This window comes from Pseudopedobacter saltans DSM 12145, from assembly GCF_000190735.1.
Taxonomy (GTDB): Bacteria; Bacteroidota; Bacteroidia; order Sphingobacteriales; family Sphingobacteriaceae; genus Pseudopedobacter; species Pseudopedobacter saltans.
In genome coordinates this window covers 2353549-2372751 of record NC_015177.1, presented here as the reverse complement: position 1 = coordinate 2372751, position 19203 = coordinate 2353549, and the positions used below count along the sequence as shown (strand labels likewise).

Annotated in this window: 15 protein-coding genes; 9 read left to right on the top strand and 6 right to left on the bottom strand. The window is 36.4% G+C overall.

The genetic code is table 11. The annotated features are described in order from the left end of the window. Nucleotides 1-41 precede the first annotated feature (41 nt). A complete protein-coding gene (locus PEDSA_RS10120; protein WP_013633064.1) occupies nt 42-902 on the top strand; it encodes a PorP/SprF family type IX secretion system membrane protein in 861 nt (286 codons plus the stop codon). 119 nt (nt 903-1021) lie between these two features. Here the strand turns inward: PEDSA_RS10120 and PEDSA_RS10115 are convergent, their stop codons facing one another. The 4 genes from PEDSA_RS10115 to PEDSA_RS10100 all read right to left on the bottom strand — a co-directional run bounded on the left by PEDSA_RS10115 (nt 1022) and on the right by PEDSA_RS10100 (nt 6423). After that, complete coding sequence (locus PEDSA_RS10115) at nt 1022-2293, bottom strand: anthranilate synthase component I family protein (RefSeq protein ID WP_013633063.1); 1272 nt, start codon at nt 2291-2293, stop codon at nt 1022-1024. Nucleotides 2294-2361: 68 nt separating this feature from the next. Beyond that, on the bottom strand, nt 2362-3633 hold the full coding sequence (locus tag PEDSA_RS10110; RefSeq protein ID WP_013633062.1) for an adenylosuccinate synthase: 1272 nt from the start codon (nt 3631-3633) through the stop codon (nt 2362-2364). 27 nt (nt 3634-3660) lie between these two features. Then, entirely contained in the window at nt 3661-4140 is a 480-nt protein-coding gene (locus PEDSA_RS10105) for a Fur family transcriptional regulator (protein WP_013633061.1), read from the bottom strand. A 54-nt stretch (nt 4141-4194) separates the two neighbouring features. After that, nucleotides 4195-6423, bottom strand: coding sequence for a RelA/SpoT family protein (locus PEDSA_RS10100; protein WP_013633060.1), 2229 nt, complete (start codon nt 6421-6423; stop codon nt 4195-4197). Between the two features lie 108 nt (nt 6424-6531). On the opposite strand from PEDSA_RS10100, the gene PEDSA_RS10095 reads away from it, so the two are divergent. The 7 genes from PEDSA_RS10095 (at nt 6532) to dnaK (ending at nt 15819) form a co-directional block, all read left to right on the top strand. Next, nucleotides 6532-7140: a DUF4294 domain-containing protein gene (locus tag PEDSA_RS10095; RefSeq protein WP_013633059.1), complete on the top strand. Its 609-nt coding sequence runs from the start codon at nt 6532-6534 to the stop codon at nt 7138-7140. Between the two features lie 5 nt (nt 7141-7145). Next, nucleotides 7146-7661, top strand: a complete 516-nt coding sequence (locus tag PEDSA_RS10090; RefSeq protein ID WP_013633058.1) for a glutathione peroxidase — start codon at nt 7146-7148, stop codon at nt 7659-7661. A gap of 12 nt (nt 7662-7673) precedes the next feature. Continuing rightward, nucleotides 7674-8396: a bacillithiol biosynthesis deacetylase BshB1 gene (gene bshB1 / locus PEDSA_RS10085; RefSeq protein WP_013633057.1), complete on the top strand. Its 723-nt coding sequence runs from the start codon at nt 7674-7676 to the stop codon at nt 8394-8396. A 41-nt stretch (nt 8397-8437) separates the two neighbouring features. Further along, on the top strand, nt 8438-10294 hold the full coding sequence (locus PEDSA_RS20060; RefSeq protein ID WP_169311986.1) for a RagB/SusD family nutrient uptake outer membrane protein: 1857 nt from the start codon (nt 8438-8440) through the stop codon (nt 10292-10294). 241 nt (nt 10295-10535) lie between these two features. Continuing rightward, nucleotides 10536-11894, top strand: coding sequence for an acyl-CoA dehydrogenase family protein (locus PEDSA_RS10075; RefSeq protein ID WP_013633055.1), 1359 nt, complete (start codon nt 10536-10538; stop codon nt 11892-11894). Between the two features lie 376 nt (nt 11895-12270). Then, nucleotides 12271-13527 carry a tagaturonate epimerase family protein gene (locus PEDSA_RS10070; RefSeq protein WP_013633054.1) on the top strand — a complete coding sequence of 419 codons (1257 nt, stop codon included), beginning with the start codon at nt 12271-12273 and terminating at the stop codon, nt 13525-13527. 378 nt (nt 13528-13905) lie between these two features. After that, the gene (dnaK, locus tag PEDSA_RS10065) at nt 13906-15819 is read left to right on the top strand and encodes a molecular chaperone DnaK (protein WP_013633053.1); all 1914 of its coding nucleotides are present in this window, start codon (nt 13906-13908) and stop codon (nt 15817-15819) included. A 68-nt stretch (nt 15820-15887) separates the two neighbouring features. On the opposite strand, the gene PEDSA_RS10060 is transcribed toward dnaK, so the two are convergent. Further along, nucleotides 15888-17747: an AsmA family protein gene (locus tag PEDSA_RS10060; RefSeq protein WP_013633052.1), complete on the bottom strand. Its 1860-nt coding sequence runs from the start codon at nt 17745-17747 to the stop codon at nt 15888-15890. Between the two features lie 108 nt (nt 17748-17855). Between PEDSA_RS10060 and PEDSA_RS10055 the strand changes: the two genes are divergently transcribed. Then, a complete protein-coding gene (locus tag PEDSA_RS10055; protein WP_013633051.1) occupies nt 17856-18671 on the top strand; it encodes an alpha/beta hydrolase in 816 nt (271 codons plus the stop codon). A gap of 66 nt (nt 18672-18737) precedes the next feature. Here the strand turns inward: PEDSA_RS10055 and bcp are convergent, their stop codons facing one another. Next, a complete protein-coding gene (gene bcp / locus PEDSA_RS10050; RefSeq protein ID WP_013633050.1) occupies nt 18738-19202 on the bottom strand; it encodes a thioredoxin-dependent thiol peroxidase in 465 nt (154 codons plus the stop codon). Between the last annotated feature and the right edge of the window lies 1 nt (nt 19203).

The following is a 19203-nucleotide window of genomic DNA, read 5'->3' as shown; positions in this document are numbered from 1 at the left end:
ACGATCAACGAAAGACGAACAACGAATAACAAACAAAAAATATGAAAAGATATATACCGATAATATTATTACTGACAACAATAGGGAGTGCTTCAAAGGCACAGTTGAACCCATTAAAAAGTCAGTACTTTCAGAATGAATATTTGATAAATCCTGCAATGGCAGGAAACCATGGCAGGGCGGAGATTTTTTCTAATTACTCAAACCAGTGGAATAAGATAGACGGAGCACCCGTTATCATGTCGTTTACAGCAGCAATACCTTTAAAGGGCAATGCTTCTGTAGGACTGAATGTATCTAATGACAAAGCAGGACTTATTCGGAAGACACAGGCAATGGGATCCTTTTCCTATAAGGTTCCCTTTAGCGAGGGTCATAGCCTTCGTTTTGGTGTTTCCTTAAGTTGGTCTCAAGACCGTCTGGATTATGGGCGGGCTTCGCAGGCAGGGATGAACGATATTGAGCTGGCCAGGTACAATGATAAAGAAAACTATCTTGATGGAAACATGGGGATAACATATCGTTACAAAGGTTTTGAGGGGCAGTTTAGTTACCTGAGTTTGAATGAAAAAAGGTACAGTAAAATATCAACCGTAGATTATAGTACATTCTACAGTTCTGCAAGTTATAAGATTGATTTTGATGAGACTTTTGGTGTAAAGCCACTTATAGCATACAGAGGTATTAAAAACTACAAAAATCAATGGGATGTTGCAGCGGAATGGAAAGCAGATATGATGCGATTTTATACCATGTATCACAGTAATAGCAGCTTTACTGGTGGAATGGGGTATCTGTACCAAAATAAGCTGAATGTTTCGGCAATGTATAATTCGGAGCCAAAACACCTTAGAGGATTTAGTGGAGGAATTTTCGATGTTGTTGTGGGATATCGTTTCTAAGCAAATATTCCTGTTTTTTTGTTAAAGTAACAAAGTACTAAAAACGGGAGGCGATTGATAAAAGAGTTCCCGTTTTTGTTTATCAGTAAAAATGTCTGCAATTAGAGATTAAGTAAATGTTACCCTTCCAGTTTCCCATTTAAGGCTTTTACGAGTGCGCCTATTTTTAATAAACATTCTTCATATTCCTTTTCTGCGTCTGCATAATAGGTTATTGCACTTCCGGCGTGGAAAGAGAAGTATTGGTTGGTAGCATTGTATAAAATACTTCTTATAACAACATTAAAATCGAAATCATCTTCGGGGGTGATGTATCCGATAGCGCCAGAATAAATTCCACGTTTGCTGCGTTCGTAAAACTCCATGAGTTCCATGGCTTTTATTTTTGGGGCTCCGGTCATACTTCCCATAGGGAAAGTACTTTTTAAAATGTTTACGATGGATTCTTGTTCCTTTATTTCACAAACAATGGTGGAGATCATTTGATGAACTTGTTTGAAACTGTAAATGCCAAACAATTCCTCTACTCTTACGGTTCCGGATTTTGCACATTTGGTCAGATCATTTCTAACGAGATCTACAATCATTACGTTTTCCTGTCTTTCCTTTGGATTGTTGTATAAAGTATCTTTTAACAGATCGTCTTCTTCTGGGGTATTTCCTCTTTTAGCGGTACCTTTTATAGGTTGCGAAATGAGTTTTAAGCTTCTTTTGGCTAAGAATCGTTCTGGACTGGCACATATGATATATTTGTCGAACCAACGGAAATAGGCGGAGAATGGTGCATCAGAAGAATTATTTAACCTGTGGAAAGTTGTTAAAGGTAAAATAGGGGATTCACCATAGAATTCCATGCAGAAATTAGTTTCGTAAATATCGCCTGCGCTAATACGGTTCTGAATGTCCTTTACCTGTCGAATATATTCGTCTTTTGAAAACCTTTGTCTGATGATTTTCTGCTCTTGCTGGTCGTAGTCTAATATAGGATTTTTGAAATTCTGGATTTCCTGGTAAAGATTAATCTGGTCGCTTTGAACTTCTAGTGTATTCCCTCTGATTAATAGAATGTGTTTGGGGACGAAGAAAAAACAATCAGGGAATTCCAAATAATCAGGGTTTTCTGATTTCAGAGATTCGATGTCGTTTTTTAAATCATATCCCAGTCCTCCGAAAAGCCAACCCTGATGCTTGTTTTTGAATTTTTCAAGTTTACCAAAAGCATCCTTAAAGTTTGTTTCCAGAAGATCGATATAATCTGCTGCGATGACTAAATCATATTCGGCATATTTTTCTGAATGGCTATTGGAGTCAAAAATGGCCAAAATCTGGAATTGGTCAGCCCATTGAAGGGCTTTATCAATAAAAACTTTTTTGTCGTCCAGTTGTACCATTTTTCGCTGGCACAAAAATAGCCTAAAAAAGAAAAATCCGAAGCTTTCGGCTCCGGATTTTTATATGATTAAAGTTCTAATGTCTGAACTCTGTCTGGTCCTACAGACAAGAATTTGATTGGAACTTCTAAATGTTTCTCTAAATAAGTAATATAGCTCGCCAGTTTAGCAGGTATTTCATCTTTAGAACGAATGCCTGTTAAGTCCTGATTCCAACCTTCAATTTCTTCGAATATAGGTTCAGGCTTAATGCTATTGATATCATATGGCATATAATCTATTACTTCGCCATTATATTTATAATGCGTACAAGCATAGATTTTTTCGAAAGAATCCAATACGTCTGCTTTCATCATGATCAATTGCGTAACACCGTTTAACATGATTGCGTATTTTAAAGCAGGAATATCAATCCAGCCACATCTTCTCGCTCTGCCTGTTGTTGCTCCAAATTCACGACCGATCTTTCTTAATTCTTCACCAACTTCATTGTCTAATTCTGTAGGGAATGGTCCGCCGCCAACTCTTGTACAGTAAGCTTTGAAAATACCAAAAACTTCTTTGATCGTTGTAGGCGCTATACCTAAACCTGTACAAGCACCAGCTGTAGTAGTATTAGAAGAAGTTACAAAAGGATAGGAACCAAAGTCGATATCTAATAATGTACCTTGTGCGCCTTCTGCCAATACTTTTTTACCTTCTCTGATGTATTTGTTAACTAAGTGTTCGCTGTCTACAAACTCGAATTGTTTCAGATAATCCAAAGCTTCAAAGAAAGCTTTTTCTCTTTCTGAGAAGTCATCAACTTCGCCATAATGAGAAAGGATGTTTATGTGTTTCTCTACAAGTTTATTATAACGTTCTTTAAAGTCTGGTAAATTAACATCACCAATTCTCAACCCGTTTCTACCAGTTTTATCCATGTAAGTTGGACCAATACCTTTTAATGTAGAGCCAATTTTACCGTCGCCCATTTTCTTTTCGGAAGCAGCGTCAAGCAATTGGTGAGTTGGCAATATTAAATGCGCCTTTCTAGCTAAAACTAAATTTTTCTTAGCCAGTAAGTCATGGCCAGCAGCTTTTAGGTTATCTAACTCTCTTTTTAAAATGATTGGATCTATTACTACACCATTTCCGATAAGATTTAAAGTGTTTTCTTCAAAAATTCCAGAAGGAATAGTATTTAAAACAAATTTTTTACCATCAAATTCTAAGGTGTGTCCAGCATTTGGTCCGCCTTGAAAGCGAGCGATTAAATCATATTTTGGGGCTAATACGTCAACTATTTTCCCTTTACCTTCATCGCCCCATTGAAGGCCTAATAACACATCAACTGCCATTATTTTGTGTTCAGTATATAAATTAAATTAATTCTTGTTGTTGTAAGATTCGCAATGTCCCGCAGCAAGTCTGGTGCAATTGCCATAAAGATTCAACGAATGGTGTTGTATGTCAAACTTCAGCAAATCGCCCATCATGGATTGTATTTGCTGTACCCTTGGGTCGCAGAATTCAACCACTTTTCCGCAGTCAAGACAGATAATGTGATCGTGTTGCTTGTAGCCGTAAGATTTCTCGAACTGGGCCATGTTTTTACCGAATTGGTGTTTTGTTACCAGGTCGCAAGACAATAAAAGCTCCAGTGTATTATATACCGTAGCTCTACTAACCCTATATTTTTTATTTTTCATGTGGATATAGAGAGATTCCACATCAAAATGATCTGTTCTTGAATAGATTTCTTCGAGTATGGCAAATCTTTCCGGAGTTTTTCTGAGGTTCTTGTTCTCCAGATAGGATTCGAAAATCTTTTTTACCATCTCTATGGTTTCTTGTGTAGTAGCCATGGTGATTGTTAGAGCTTCAAAGTTATCAAAAAATACAATATAGATGAATGGTTTTTAGTTTTTTACGGATAAAGTCTCGGGGTTATGATCAAACCGCGTAACATCCGTAATACCTTTTACATGTTTTAATTTAGCTATCAGATTGTCAAGATGTTGAGTATCATTTACATACATCATGATTGTGCCGTTAAAAATGCCTTCGTCGGTATCAAATGTTATGGAGCGCATATTCACTTTAAAATCATTGGATATAACCTGAGTGAGGTTATTGATTAATCCAACTTCGTCAATTCCGGTAATTCTAAGTCCTGTAAGGAATGCTACTTGTTTTTGGCTGTTCCATTTGGCTTTTACAATCCTATAGCCAAAGCTGGACATGAGCTTGGCTGCATTTGGACAGTTGGTTCTATGGATTTTAATTCCATCAGAAACGGTAATGAATCCGAAGACATCATCCCCTGGGATGGGATTACAGCAGTTCGCCAGCTTATAATCAATCTTTTGTAAGTCTTCGCCAATTAGCAGAACATCTGCCGCATTGGTTTTAACTTCCTTGATCATAGCCTGGATTCTTTCGGTATCCATCGCCTGAGGAGATTTTTGATCTACACTTTTTTCTGCTGCGGCATATTCTTTAAGATCTTTAAGATCAATAAACCCTTTGGCTACATTATAAAACAGATCTTGTGTTGTCTGTAATTTAAAATAATAGCTGAGCTTCTGGATATTCTCCGTATTGTAGTTGATTTTTAGTGATTTTAGCTTACGCTCTAAAATTTCCTTTCCATCTTCGGCAATTTTCCTTTTTTCTTCTTTTAGAGAGGATTTGATTTTTCCCTTTGCTTTTGCTGTAACCACAAAGCCTAACCAATCTTCTTTAGGCGTTTGTTTGCCGGATGTAATTACCTCAACCTGATCGCCATTTTGCAGTTTGTGCGAAAGTGGTACCAGTTTGTGGTTTACCTTAGCGCCGATACAACGCGCACCTATATCTGTATGGATTTCAAAAGCAAAATCCAGTGCTGTGGCATCTGTTGGCAGCTGAATAAGATCTCCTTTTGGAGTGAAAATGAATATTTCATCAGAGAAAAGATTCATCTTGAAATCATCCAGGAAATCCAGCGCATTCGCTTCGGGATTGCTTAATAGCTCGCGAACTTTATGTACCCATTGGTCGAGACCACTGTCGTTAGAAGACTCTTTATATTTCCAATGTGCAGCAAAGCCTTTTTCCGCAATTTCGTTCATTCTTTGCGTACGGATTTGTACCTCGACCCATTGTCCCTTAGTTCCCATAACGGTTGTATGCAAAGACTCGTAGCCATTTGCTTTTGGAGACGAAACCCAGTCGCGCAATCTATCCGGGTTCGGGCGATATAAATCGGTAACAATAGAATAGGCTTTCCAGCAATCCGATTTCTCGTTTTCGGGTTTACTATCCAGAATAATTCTGATAGCGAACAGGTCATATACTTCTTCAAATGGAATAGATTTCTTTTTCATCTTATTCCAGATGGAGTGTATTGATTTTGGACGACCGACAACATCTGCTTCCAGTCCCTGTTCTTTTAGTATCGAATTTATCGGGCCAATAAATTCTTTAATGAAACGTTCGCGTTCCGCCTTTTTCTCGTTTAGTTTTTGCGCAATAAATTTATAAGTATCCGGTTCCATGTATTTCATGGAAAGATCCTCTAATTCAGATTTTATGGCGTATAAACCTAATCTGTGGGCCAGAGGGGCATACAGGTAAACGGTTTCGGAAGAAATTTTTAATTGCTTGTCACGCGGCATGAAATTCATTGTCCGCATATTATGCAGTCTGTCTGCCAGCTTTATCAGAATAACGCGAACGTCATCTGCCAAAGTCAACAGCATTTTTCTGAAGTTTTCTGCCTGTATAGAACTATTGGCATCAAAAACTCCGGATATCTTAGTTAAACCGTCTATAATTTTCGCACACTTCTTACCAAAATCTCTTTCGATATCTTCCAGTGTGATATGGGTATCTTCGACAACGTCATGCAGCAATGCACAGACAATGGACGTAGTTCCTAAACCTATTTCTTCTGCTGCAATTTGAGCTACAGCTATCGGGTGGTAAATGTATGGCTCGCCGGATTTCCTACGCATATCTTTATGGCTTTCGACTGCCAAATCAAAAGCCTGACGTATCATTTTTTTGTCGCCTTTCTGAAGTGTTGGCTTACATGCCCGCAACAATGCCCTATACCTCTTCAATATCTCCGACTTTTCGGCCTCTATATCTATTACGTAATCCATGTATCAGTAAAAAAGCTAAGTAAATGATTTTACATTAAAGTAACGAATTTAGGTTACTTATTATGATGAAAGGTAATTAATAAGTGATAAATTCGTATGTATAAAAATATGAAAATAAAAGGTTTTTTGCTCGTAGCTATTTTCTGCGTTTTGTCATTTTATGTCAAAGGGCAAGGACCAAATTTTGTTCTGGGTAAAAATGATACTTTAAAGGTTGCTGTAACCAATATTGATGGTGAATGGATGCCTTGGGTTGTTTTGAATCAGGTTAGTGTGATAGATAAGAGGGCATTTAAAAGCCAGGAAGATTACAATAACTACCGCAGATTAAGATATAATGTCCTTAAAGTACTACCTTATGCGAGATATGCAGGAGATAGGTATAGGAAATTGGAGAGAGATTTGGCAACGGAGCCAAACAAGAAAAGACAAAAAGTGTTGATTAAGGATTGTGAAAAGGAGATTAAGGATCTGTTTAATAAAGAAATTAAAGACCTGACTATATCCCAGGGGGAAATATTGATAAAATTGATTGACAGGGAGACAGGAAATAGCAGCTATTCTTTGCTGAAGGATACCAAAGGTGGAGTGACAGCGTTTTTTATGCAGTCTCTTGCCCGGGTTTTCGGTCATGATTTGAAAACTAAATATGATGTAGAAAACGACAGGGAAATAGAGAATATAATCCGTACATCAGGATATTACAATTATCGTTAACACAAATGGAAAATACAGTTTATCAATTTAGAGTGAGAACCGGTTTTGGAGCAGAGGTACAATTAGATGCGTTTAAAGACAAGGTACTGTTGATTGTCAATACTGCTTCGCAATGTGGTTTCACATCTCAATTGAAAGAATTGGTTCAGTTAAAAACTTTTTTTGATGATGAACCATTTGAAATTTTGGCTTTTCCAAGTAATGATTTTGGTGCGCAGGAACCATTGAATGACGAGGAGATACAAAAGTTTTGCGAAACAGAGTTTCAAACCAATTTCCCGGTTTTTAGTAAATTAAAAGTTCGTGGTGCGAACATACATCCGCTTTTTAGTTTCCTGTCGGATAAAAAGAGAAATGGCTTTACTGGTGTTTCACCTAAGTGGAACTTTCATAAATACCTGGTTAACCATAAAGGCGAGGTGATTGATTTCTTCTATCCTTTTACAAAACCAAACAGTTCGAAGATTAAGAAAAAAATAAGAAAGATATTGGCGGAAATGGGCGTTTTAAGGTCATTCTAGCCAAATAAAATTATGAAGTTAGATTTACTATATATTGCTGCACATCCGGATGATGTTGAGTTGGGAGCCGCAGGAACTGTGTTAAAACATAAAGCATTGGGGAGAAAGGTCGGAGTTGTCGATTTGACCAGAGGTGAATTAGGAACCAGGGGTACAGTAGCAACAAGGGCAGAAGAAGCAAAAGATGCTTCTGCAATTTTAGGGTTGGATATTCGGGAAAATTTGGGTTTAAGGGATGGTTTTTTTAAAAATGATGAGGAACATCAATTAAAGATTATTGAGGTAATCAGGAAGTATAAACCGGAGATCATCATAACCAATGCTTATCATGACCGGCATCCGGATCATGGAAGGGCCAGTGAGCTGGTTACTGAGTCCTGCTTTCTTGCCGGATTACCAAAGATTAAAACCCAAGTGAATGGAGCCCAGCAGGAAGCATACAGACCCCGCTTATTGTTACATTTTATCCAGGACACTTATATTAAGCCAGATATTGTAGTTGATATATCAGCGTTTCACGATCAGAAAATTAAAGCTATACAGGCCTATAAAACTCAATTTTATGTTAATGGAGTTAATCTGGATGATCCCCAAACTTACATTTCTAATCCTGATTTTCTCGAAGGCGTAATAGGTAGGGCCCGTGAGTTTGGTAAAGCGATACAAGTTCCTTATGCTGAGGGATTTTTGTCTAAAAAGATTCTGGGGATTGATAATTTGTTTGATTTAAAGTGATGTAATTATTTTTCATTATGTTTGAGGTTTTGTCAAACGTTATGAAAAAACAATTATTATTTAAATTCTTTTCAATTTTATTTGGGGCAACTTTGTTGCTCACTTCCTGCAAAAAATCTAACCATGACGTTTCTCAGGAAAAGTTTCATGTCAGGCTTTCAGGATTTGCAGAAAAAACACTTTTTGTTGTAGGAGCTGATGTACGCATTATTGAACTCGATGAGCGATTAACAGAAACAATCAGGCAACACCAAACAAGGATTGGAGCAGATGGCAGATACGATACCGAACTGGAGCTGCAATCTTCACTGGTGAAGATTATAGCAACGGGAAAGTATTATGACGAATTGACCGGACAGGAATCTGCTTATCCAATTAGCCTCGAAGGGATTGTTCAAGTAGGAAATGGAGAATACGAGGCAAATGTTAATGTGTTTACTCATATAGAACAGGAAAGGCTCAAGAAACTACTGGAGCAGAGAAAAAGTATGGAGGAAGCAAAAAAAGAAGCTTCCAATCAACTACTGGAGCTGTTAAATGTTGACATAACAAACAAAAAACAGGCACATGAAATGAAGTTTATGGCGGGAGACACTGAATCTGCTGCTATGATAGCTTTTTCTACTATGTTGCTCAATAGAGATAAAAGCAAGGTAAATGAGCTCCTGGATAAGTTAAAAAAGGATTTTTCTAACGGAGATCTTGACGAAGAGTTAAAAGACGAGTTATTTCGTGATGCGGATAAGATTGATTTTGAAAAGGTAGCGGGAAATCTTGTTGAATTATATCAAAGATATGGACACCAACTTAAGCCTGGTGATATAATAGCCCCTGAATATCCGGTTAAAACAGAAAATGAAGCACTGCTTGTTGTAAAAGCTTCTATGGAAATTTTGATGGATGCGACAAAAGAGCTTTTCGTTCTCGATGCACTTTATACCCGAAATATTGATGAAACATTAATCAAAAATAATTTTGACTATAGAGCATTGTATAACCATACTCATGAACCAAATAATACTGCTATAAACAATCTGTTTAAAACACAATATAATGTAGTTAATAAGAGTAATTCAATAATTAGATTATTTGAGAAAGCTTCTAATATAGGCTTTAATAAATATCACGGTACCGTTTTATTAAACAGAAGTCTTGCCTATTTAAATATTATAACGTATTGGGGCGATCCAATTATACTGCCAGTTGTGACAAATATCGATGATATAACAGAAAGAATGCCATGGAAAACAGCTTTAAATCTGGTTATAACCGATTTGAAAAAGGCCGAACAGTTGCTTCCGGAAAATGGAGAGGAGTATATTGCTTCGAAATATGCGGCCAGAGCACTTTTGGCCAGAGCCCATTTGTTACAGAAAGATTATCTGCAAGCTAAATATTATCTGGATCAAATTATTTCCAGTAGCAAATTTAAAATCGAGTCGGATCATGAGAGCGTTTTCAAGCTTTCCAGTAAAGAAAATGTTTACATAATAGCTAAAGAACTGGACAAGTTGGAAAACACCAATACTTTTTTTGAGAGAAATATTAGAAAGGGAGAATTAGTTCCTTTAATACGGTATACCGAGATATTATTAATGGCAGCGGAATGTAATGCTATTTTAAAGAACGCTGTGGGTATTGAGGAATACTTGAATCCGGTATTTAAGCGCCAGCATGGAGAAGATCTATACCCAGGCCTAAGTAGACACGGAGCGGAGGAAATTATATTCGGTTTGTGGATGTCTGACTTAGCTAAAGAAGGTTTAAGTTTGAGTGTCTATAAAAGGCTAGAGGTGGGAGAATATTTTTTTGAAAAACCGCATTTAAAAATATTGCCAATTCCTATGTATGAAATGCAGCTTAATAAATATCTTAAACAAAACCCAGGATATTATTAATCTAAATATGAGGTGAATTCTATCGGGAGGCTATCTAAAAAGGTATTATAGTTAGATTACCTGCTTTATCCAAAATGGCAGGTAATTAGATATTCTTCTTAAACCATCGAAATGGCGCGTTTTATTTTCAATACGGGTGCTTCGTTTTTAGCGTAATAATTTTTATACATAGCTTTTTTTGTACTTTATTGTTAAGGATTAACAAAAAACCTATCTTGTTGTTGAACAAAATAAAAGAGCTATGTCAAATATTTTTTCTAAAGCAGCCAACATTTATAATCTTTTTAAATCAATTGATTTTAAACAATTAGAAGCATTATCAAAAAAAGTAGACTTAGAAGAAGTGATGGCCCAATTTGGGAAAATGGACGAAAAGCAATTGGCCGGGCTGATGAAGATGATGAAAGGGGGAGGAAAGAAAAAAGAATTACCTCCAATTGATGCAGATTTTTATGACCTGTCGGGAAAGTTATCACCCGAAGACAGAGAACTACAAATGAAGGTTCGTCAGTTTATGGAAACGGAAGTTAAGCCTATTGTGAACAGGTATTGGAACAGAGCGGAATTTCCATTTGATATTATACCTAAAGTGGCGGAATTAAACATCTGCGGAATTACTTTTGAAGGATATGGATGTCCTAACCGTTCTTTCCTGATGGAAGGAATTATTGCCAGCGAGATGGGTCGGATAGATGCATCAATTGCAACTTTTTTTGGTGTACAAAGTGGCTTGGCAATGGGATCTATTTATGTTTGCGGATCTGAAGAGCAAAAACAAAAATGGTTGCCACGAATGCAAAAGTTGGAGTTGATAGGTTCTTTTGGATTAACGGAGCCAGAAGTAGGTTCTGCTGCGGCAGGAGGTTTAACCGTTACTGCCAAAAGAGAGGGAAATAAATGGATTTTGAACGGGCAGAAGAAGTGGATAGGTAATGCGACTTTTGCGGATGTCAACATTATATGGGCAAGAGATCTGGACGATAATCAGGTGAAAGGTTTTATAGTGGAAAAGGGAAACTCTGGTTTTAAAGCGGATAAAATTGAAAATAAAATGGCACTTCGTATTGTGCAGAATGGCTTGATTACGCTGACAAATTGTGAAGTGACAGAGGAAAACAGATTGCAAAATTGCAACTCGTTTAAAGACGTTGCTAAGGTTTTGCGTATGACAAGAGCTGGCGTAGCATGGATGGCCGTTGGTTGTGCTAGAGGAGCTTATGAAAGCGCATTGAAATACACCCGGGAGCGTATTCAGTTTGGCAGACCTATTGCATCCTTCCAGCTAATCCAAAATCATTTAGTGGAAATGCTTTCTAACCTGACAGCGATGCAAACTTTGGTGTATCGTTTATCTGAACTGCAGGATAACAATCAATTGACAGACGAACATGCTTCTCTTGCAAAGGTATTTTGTACGCTCAGAATGCGTGATGTAGTAAGCAGGGCAAGAGAAGTTATGGGTGGAAACGGTATTTTATTAGAATATGATGTAGCGCGTTTTGTTGCTGATGCAGAAGCAATTTATTCTTATGAAGGGACCAAGGAGATTAACTCTTTAATCGTTGGTAGAGCTATTACCGGTTTTAGTGCTTTTGTATAAAAACTAGTATTTGAATATAATGTATGAAAACAGAAAGTTGTTACTAAACTTTCTGTTTTTTTGTAGAGTATAATATCACATTTTACTTCTTTCTTTTGTATTTCATTTTTGAACTCCTATATCGTTATCGGGAACGATTGCATAGATTTGTTGGGCTAAAAGTTTAAAAGTCAACAATAAACTTCTTAAAATTGGATAAATCAATGTGTTCCTAACAATATCAATAGAAATTATAATATCGGGAAGAGTGTACTAAATCGTTAAAAACATCATTATCTGATATTTAAGGACTAAGCAAATCGGTTCTTAAAACTGTAAAAATATTTCTATAGAAATAGCGGACATATTTATAATAATCACTAAAAATTAAGAAGATATGCAAATTGGAAAGTATTCATTTGGAACTGGAGATCGTTTTGCTCATCAGGGCGAGGCACAATTAAAAGCTTTAATTGATGCAAAGGAAAAACTTGGAGTTGATTTTGTCCCGGTATGGAATAAATCAAACCGCGAACACATGATCGTTCATTCATCACCTGCTGACTTAAGGAAAGAAGCTGATGATGCTGTTAAAGTATTGGGGTATACTGGTCCTTATTTCGTTGATGCAGACCATATTAATTTTAGCAATATCGACAAATTTATAGATTATTCTGATTTTTTCACTATTGATGTGGCTGATTATATTGGGAAAAAAGCATCGGATAGCGATCTGGACGCCTTTATTGTTTCCAATAAAAAATATACTGGAAAGTTACATATTCCCGGAATTGCCAATCCGTTCGATGTTTCTGAAGATTTATTGAGAGCCATTGCTGAAAAGTTTCTTTATGCTGTACAGGAAGCCGGACGTATCTATCGCCATATTGAACAGGCAAAAGGTGTGGGTAACTTCGTTCCGGAAGTTTCGATGGACGAAGTGAACGATCCTCAATCTCCTGTAGAACTGTTTTTTATACTGAGTGCCATAGCACAGGAAAAAATACCGGTACAAACTATTGCTCCGAAATTTACAGGCAGATTCAATAAAGGTGTAGACTATGTAGGCGATACAAAACAATTTGCTAAGGAATTTGAAGAAGACCTGTTAGTTATTGATTATGCTGTTAAAGAATTTGGTTTACCCGAAAATCTTAAATTGAGTATCCACTCTGGTAGTGACAAATTTACTATTTATCCGATAATGGGCGACCTGATTAAGAAACACGATAAAGGTATCCATATAAAAACGGCTGGGACCACCTGGCTAGAAGAAGTTATTGGTTTGGCTATGGCCGAGGATGAAGTTGCTATTAATATAGCAAAGGGTGTTTATGCCGGTGCTCTTGGCCGCTTCGACGAATTGTGCGGGCCTTATGCAACAGTTATTGATATTGATAAGAGTCAATTGCCAACTGTAGAGGAAGTTAATGGATGGACGGGTGAGAAACTAGCTAATACACTACGTCATATTCCTGGCCATCCCGATTATAATCCAAACTTCCGTCAGTTAATTCATGTGGGATATAAAATTGCGGTTGAATATGGTGATCAATACACTGATGCATTGAAGAAAAACAAGGAAATTGTTGGTGAACAGGTTACTAAAAACATTTATGAACGTCATATCAAAAGACTGTTTAGAATGGACTAAAAAGTAATCAGGATATTACATCTGTGTGGAGTTAGTTAAATGACTCTGCGAATTTGCTAAAACAGGAGTTTCAAAAAGACTCCTGTTTTTTTATCAATGGGTTTATTTTATTTTATTTCTCAACTTATACCTGCTTACCATGTGTTATCTCTCCTGATAAAAAACGATAAGAGAGCTGTTGTTTTTTAATCTAAATTATAAACTGTCGTCCCATTATAAATCTAAATCTGACAACCTGTCATTTTTAAAGACAGCTTTTTGTCTCCAATAGCAGAAAGAATACTGACAGATTTTATGAAATGCTGTCAAAATTCTATTGGCATAGGCATTGATAATAGATTATTGTTCAAAAAATGTTAAATAAAATTTATATATCATATGTCTAAAATTATTGGTATCGACTTAGGAACAACAAACTCATGTGTTTCAGTAATGGAAGGAAATGAGCCTGTTGTTATCACTAATAGCGAAGGTAAGCGTACTACTCCGTCAATCGTTGCCTTTGTTGAAGGTGGCGAGCGTAAAGTAGGTGATCCTGCAAAACGTCAAGCAATTACTAACCCAACAAAGACAATATACTCTGTAAAACGTTTTATGGGGAGCAGTTATGATGAGGTTGCAAGTGAGATTTCACGTGTTCCGTATAAAGTAGTAAAAGGAGACAACAATACTCCAAGAATTGAAATAGATGACCGTAAATATACTCCACAAGAAATTTCAGCAATGATTCTTCAAAAAATGAAGAAAACAGCAGAAGATTTCTTAGGTACAGAAGTTTCAGAAGCAGTTATCACAGTTCCTGCATATTTTAATGACGCACAACGTCAGGCGACAAAAGAAGCAGGTGAAATTGCTGGTTTGAAAGTAAGAAGAATCATCAATGAACCTACAGCTGCAGCATTAGCTTACGGTTTAGATAAGGCGCACAAAGACATGAAAATTGTTGTGTTTGACTGTGGTGGTGGTACTCATGACGTTTCTGTTCTGGAATTGGGCGACGGTGTATTTGAAGTAAAATCTACTGAAGGTGATACTCACTTAGGTGGGGACGATTTCGATCAGGTAATCATCGACTGGTTATCAGAAGAATTTAAAAATGAAAACGGTGGATTCGATTTAACTAAGGATCCAATGGCGTTACAGCGTTTAAAAGAAGCTGCAGAGAAAGCTAAGGTTGAGTTATCTTCTACGACTTCTACTGAAATCAATTTACCATATATCACAGCAGATGCTACCGGACCAAAACACTTAGTTCGTACTTTATCAAGAGCTAAATTTGAAAGCTTAGCTGCAAATTTGATAGAAAGAACAATTGCACCTTGTAAATCTTCGTTGAAAAATGCTGGTTTATCAGTATCAGATATTGACGAGATCATTTTAGTAGGTGGTTCTACTCGTATCCCGGCTATTCAGGAAGCAGTAGAGAAATTCTTCGGAAAAGCTCCTTCTAAAGGTGTTAACCCTGACGAGGTTGTTGCAATTGGTGCAGCTATTCAAGGTGGTGTTTTAACCGGAGAGGTTAAAGATGTATTATTGTTGGATGTTACTCCACTTTCTTTAGGTATTGAAACTATGGGTGGTGTAATGACTAAATTGATAGAAGCAAATACGACTATCCCAACTAAAAAATCTGAAACTTTCTCCACAGCATCAGACAACCAGCCTTCTGTTGAAATTCATATCATACAAGGTGAGCGTCCTATGGCGAAAGACAACAGAACAATTGGTCGTTTCCACTTAGATGGTCTGCCACCAGCGCCAAGAGGAATTCCTCAAATCGAAGTGACTTTTGATATTGATGCTAATGGTATCATCAAAGTGTCTGCTAAAGATAAAGCAACTGGTAAAGAGCAAAATATAAGAATCGAAGCTTCATCTGGTTTATCTCAGGAAGAAATCGATAAAATGAAACAAGAAGCAGAAGCGAATGCTGAAGCAGATAAAAAAGCAAAAGAAGAGGCTGAAAAAATCAACGGAGCTGATGCTTTAATCTTCTCGACTGAGAAACAGTTGAAAGAGTATGGAGATAAAATCTCTGCAGATAAAAAAACAGCTATTGAAGATGCATTAAAAGGTTTGAAAGATGCTCATGCTGCTCGTAATTTTGCAGATATTGATGCTAAATCGGAAGCATTAAATCAGGCATGGGCTGCTGCATCTGAAGAGATGTACAAAGCAGGTGCTGGCGCAGAAGGTCAGGAGCAACAACCGGGAGCTGACGCTGGACAAGGCGGTCAGGCGAGCGGAGGTGCAGATGATGTGACCGATGTGGATTTTGAAGAAGTAAAATAATTCAAAATTATATAAACAAAAAAGAGCTGTTACATGGTTGTAACGGCTCTTTTTGTTTTATAGTTTGCTTAATTTCGTTTTATACTATCTGATAGTTCTTCTTGTGTCTTTTTAGCTTCTTTTTCCAATTTTCTTTCTTCCCGCTTTTGTTTTCTTTGCGCCTTCCTTTCACTCAGTGTTTGCTTGAGTATATGGAAATCGCCCTTAAAACCTTTAACAGCATTACCAATGGCTTCGGCAGTATTTTTTAGGGATTTCTCTCTTTCATTGCTAACGCCTACGCTTTCTTTAATACCTGTAAATAAAGACTTCCATAAAAAACTAAAGAAAGATGCTTCCGCCGGTCTGACATAATAGATGTTACCATTCGTAAATTCGCCTTTTAAACTTGGATTTTGGGTATTCAAAACAAATATATTGGCTAACGTAGATGCCAAACCCTGTTTTCTCAATTCGCCCTCTTCATCTCGTTTCAGTACATTAACTCTCAGATCTTTATAATAAAACTGCATGGAACCACGAGCGATATTTTGATTTGCTTTTACATTGAATTCTATCTTTTTTATATCAGCGTCTATTATCTCTGCCATACCCAGAGGCTTTACAATCTGATTTATTATCGTTCCTTTAAAAGGACCAATATATCCGTGGTAATCAAATTCACCAATTTTGCTGTTCATATAAAATGTCATTTTCAATGTAAGCGGAGCCCGGCCGAAAATTTTAGATTTAAGACTAGCAACCATCTTTGAATTCTGATCTAAAGCCTTTTTATCATTAACCACATTTTTTATAGTACCACTGGTATTTAGGAAATCAATTTTACCCACCTGTTTACTTTTTTTGTCGAATTCGCTATAGCTGATATCTACGTCTTTTAGCTTTAGCTCGTCTATTTTCATGTCTAAAGCTAATTTTAGAAGTTGTTGATGTGGGAATTTTCCAGTTTTATTTTTAATAATTTTTCGGTAAGCATTGTTATTATAGACATCAATTTTAGCATTATTTATACTGAAAGTTTTTGCATATAGCTTTTGACGGTTTAAAAACAGGTCAAAATCAAAATCCTGAATATTTATTTCATTAAAGATTAGGTCATAACGATCTTGTGCATGACCTAATTTTTTATGAAATTGATTTTTTCCCAATCGGGGTTCCAGTTTAACCTTTTTTAAACTTAGTAAGTTTTTAGATGTAGAGAAATTTAGATTTTCTAGCTTAACAACATACAGGCTGTCTGGTGTGACAATCTTGTAGTCTTTAATGTTAAGTGTAACATCTTTTGTATAATATACCCTGGACTTATCTAAAGCAGCCAAAGAATCAATTTTAATATCAGTAATCGTAATATCCAAATTCTTTAATGAGGTTCGTTTTTCATTAGCATTACTTCGGTTCACAAATGTGAAATCTATGTCTCTAAGGTCTATTTGGCCAACATTAACATCTTTAAAAATGTCTTTTATCAGCTGATGTAAAGGCCTATGCTCTTTCTTTGCAGTTACTGTGTCGTTATAATCACGCCGGTTATTGTAAATAATCAACCTGGGCTTATTAATAATAATGTCTGCAACCTTTAATTCTTTTGTTGTTACGGCTTCCTTAGCATTTGCATTTTTTATAACTAAGGCAGAGACTTCCAGTTCATAAAGGTTATCCGGGGCAGCTTTTTCAGCATCCAGTTTTTTGTAAACCACGGTGTCGGGAATCAGTTTAAAATTGGTAAGTTTTAGATTCCCATTTATTGGATGGATATCCAACATTTTATATTCGATTCTATATAAGCTATCGGTCGAACTCAATACGGCTTTTTTTAATTGTTCTTCCAAAAGCGGACGCCAGTTGTTGGATAGATATCTCGTTACAGCAAAAAATCCTATAACGGCAATAATAACAATGCCTAAAGTCCAAAGTAAGATTTTCTTCATACAATGTTTTTCAATGTGGGTTTGATATTTTATAATGCTGAAAATGTGAATAATGTTTTAAAATTTAATTTCAAAAACTAATTTAGAAGCTTAAAAATATTGTAGAATATGAAGAAGATTTTATTGTCATTTATATTACTGCTGGCTGGTTTTGCTTATAACAATGCCGTTGCAGCCAACGTAGATACTGTCGAAACTTTTAGTCAGGTAATGAACAAGAAAATAAAAGCAGTTGTTATAACGCCTGGGAATTATAAAAGTCAGAAGAACTTTCCTGTTATCTATCTATTGCATGGCCATGGAGGAAATTATGCGGGTTGGATAAATAGCGTACCTGCGTTGAAAGATTTAAGTGATCAGCATCAGCTTATTTATGTATGTCCTGATGGCAATGTTTCCAGTTGGTATTTTGATAGCCCTTTGCTGCCAGAATGGAGATACGAAACCTATGTTTCTAAAGAATTGGTGAACTGGATAGATTCGAAATATAAGACGATTAAGAATAGAAATGCAAGAGGTATTACAGGATTGAGTATGGGAGGACACGGTGCTTTATACCTGGCAATTAAACATCAGGACATTTTTGGTGTGGCAGGAAGTATGAGTGGAGGAGTTGATTTTAGACCTTTTCCGAAAAATTGGAAAATTGCCGAAAAATTAGGTGAATATGAAACACATAAAAAGAATTGGGATGAAAATACGGTAATCAATATGGTTTCACAGATTCAACCCGGCTTGAAACTGATGATTGACTGTGGTTTTGAAGATTTCTTTTATCCGGTTAATGAGGCTTTACATGCAGTGCTTTTAGCCAATAAGATTTCTCACGATTATATTACCAAGCCAGGCAAACATAATTGGGACTATTGGAAAGAAGCTATTTATTATCAGACATTATTTATGGACAGAAACTTTATCCGATAAAGGATAGATAAAAAAGGCGTTTAAAAAGGTTGTTGATACTTGATTTTTAGACGCCTTTCTTATTTTTTAATTGCTTAATACTTCCAGAAGTTGGGCAGAAGCATTTTTGGTGTCTACTTTTTTAATGATTTTTTCGATTATACCTTTTTCATTAATCACAAACGTAGTTCGGTTAGTGCCCATGTAAGCCTTACCGTACATATTCTTTTCTCCCCAAACGCCATACTTCTGAACAATATCTTTGTCAACATCCGCTAAAAGCGTGAACGGCAAATTAAATTTTTCTTCAAATTTTTTATGCGAACTTTCGTCGTCAACGCTTACACCAATAACTTCAAATCCTTTTGATTTTAAGCTTTGATAGTTATCCCGGAAATCACAAGCCTCTGCAGTACAGCCCGGTGTATTGTCTTTCGGGTAAAAATATAAAATGACGCGTTTTCCTAAGAAATCGGTAAGAGAAATGCTCTTTCCGTTTTGATCTTTAGAAGTAAACAATGGCGCTTGATCCCCTTCTTTTAACTCTTCCATG

Bases quoted from the DNA above. Each gene is read 5' to 3' on its own strand.
- bcp (WP_013633050.1), bottom strand. From the start codon at position 19,202: ATGGAAGAGTTAAAAGAAGGGGATCAAGCGCCATTGTTTACTTCTAAA.
- PEDSA_RS10120 (WP_013633064.1), top strand. From the start codon at position 42: ATGAAAAGATATATACCGATAATATTATTACTGACAACAATAGGGAGT.
- PEDSA_RS10100 (WP_013633060.1), bottom strand. From the start codon at position 6,423: ATGGATTACGTAATAGATATAGAGGCCGAAAAGTCGGAGATATTGAAG.
- PEDSA_RS10115 (WP_013633063.1), bottom strand. From the start codon at position 2,293: ATGGTACAACTGGACGACAAAAAAGTTTTTATTGATAAAGCCCTTCAA.
- PEDSA_RS10095 (WP_013633059.1), top strand. From the start codon at position 6,532: ATGAAAATAAAAGGTTTTTTGCTCGTAGCTATTTTCTGCGTTTTGTCA.
- PEDSA_RS10105 (WP_013633061.1), bottom strand. From the start codon at position 4,140: ATGGCTACTACACAAGAAACCATAGAGATGGTAAAAAAGATTTTCGAA.
- PEDSA_RS10070 (WP_013633054.1), top strand. From the start codon at position 12,271: ATGCAAATTGGAAAGTATTCATTTGGAACTGGAGATCGTTTTGCTCAT.
- PEDSA_RS10060 (WP_013633052.1), bottom strand. From the start codon at position 17,747: ATGAAGAAAATCTTACTTTGGACTTTAGGCATTGTTATTATTGCCGTT.
- PEDSA_RS10055 (WP_013633051.1), top strand. From the start codon at position 17,856: ATGAAGAAGATTTTATTGTCATTTATATTACTGCTGGCTGGTTTTGCT.
- bshB1 (WP_013633057.1), top strand. From the start codon at position 7,674: ATGAAGTTAGATTTACTATATATTGCTGCACATCCGGATGATGTTGAG.
- PEDSA_RS10090 (WP_013633058.1), top strand. From the start codon at position 7,146: ATGGAAAATACAGTTTATCAATTTAGAGTGAGAACCGGTTTTGGAGCA.
- PEDSA_RS10110 (WP_013633062.1), bottom strand. From the start codon at position 3,633: ATGGCAGTTGATGTGTTATTAGGCCTTCAATGGGGCGATGAAGGTAAA.
- PEDSA_RS20060 (WP_169311986.1), top strand. From the start codon at position 8,438: ATGAAAAAACAATTATTATTTAAATTCTTTTCAATTTTATTTGGGGCA.
- PEDSA_RS10075 (WP_013633055.1), top strand. From the start codon at position 10,536: ATGTCAAATATTTTTTCTAAAGCAGCCAACATTTATAATCTTTTTAAA.
- dnaK (WP_013633053.1), top strand. From the start codon at position 13,906: ATGTCTAAAATTATTGGTATCGACTTAGGAACAACAAACTCATGTGTT.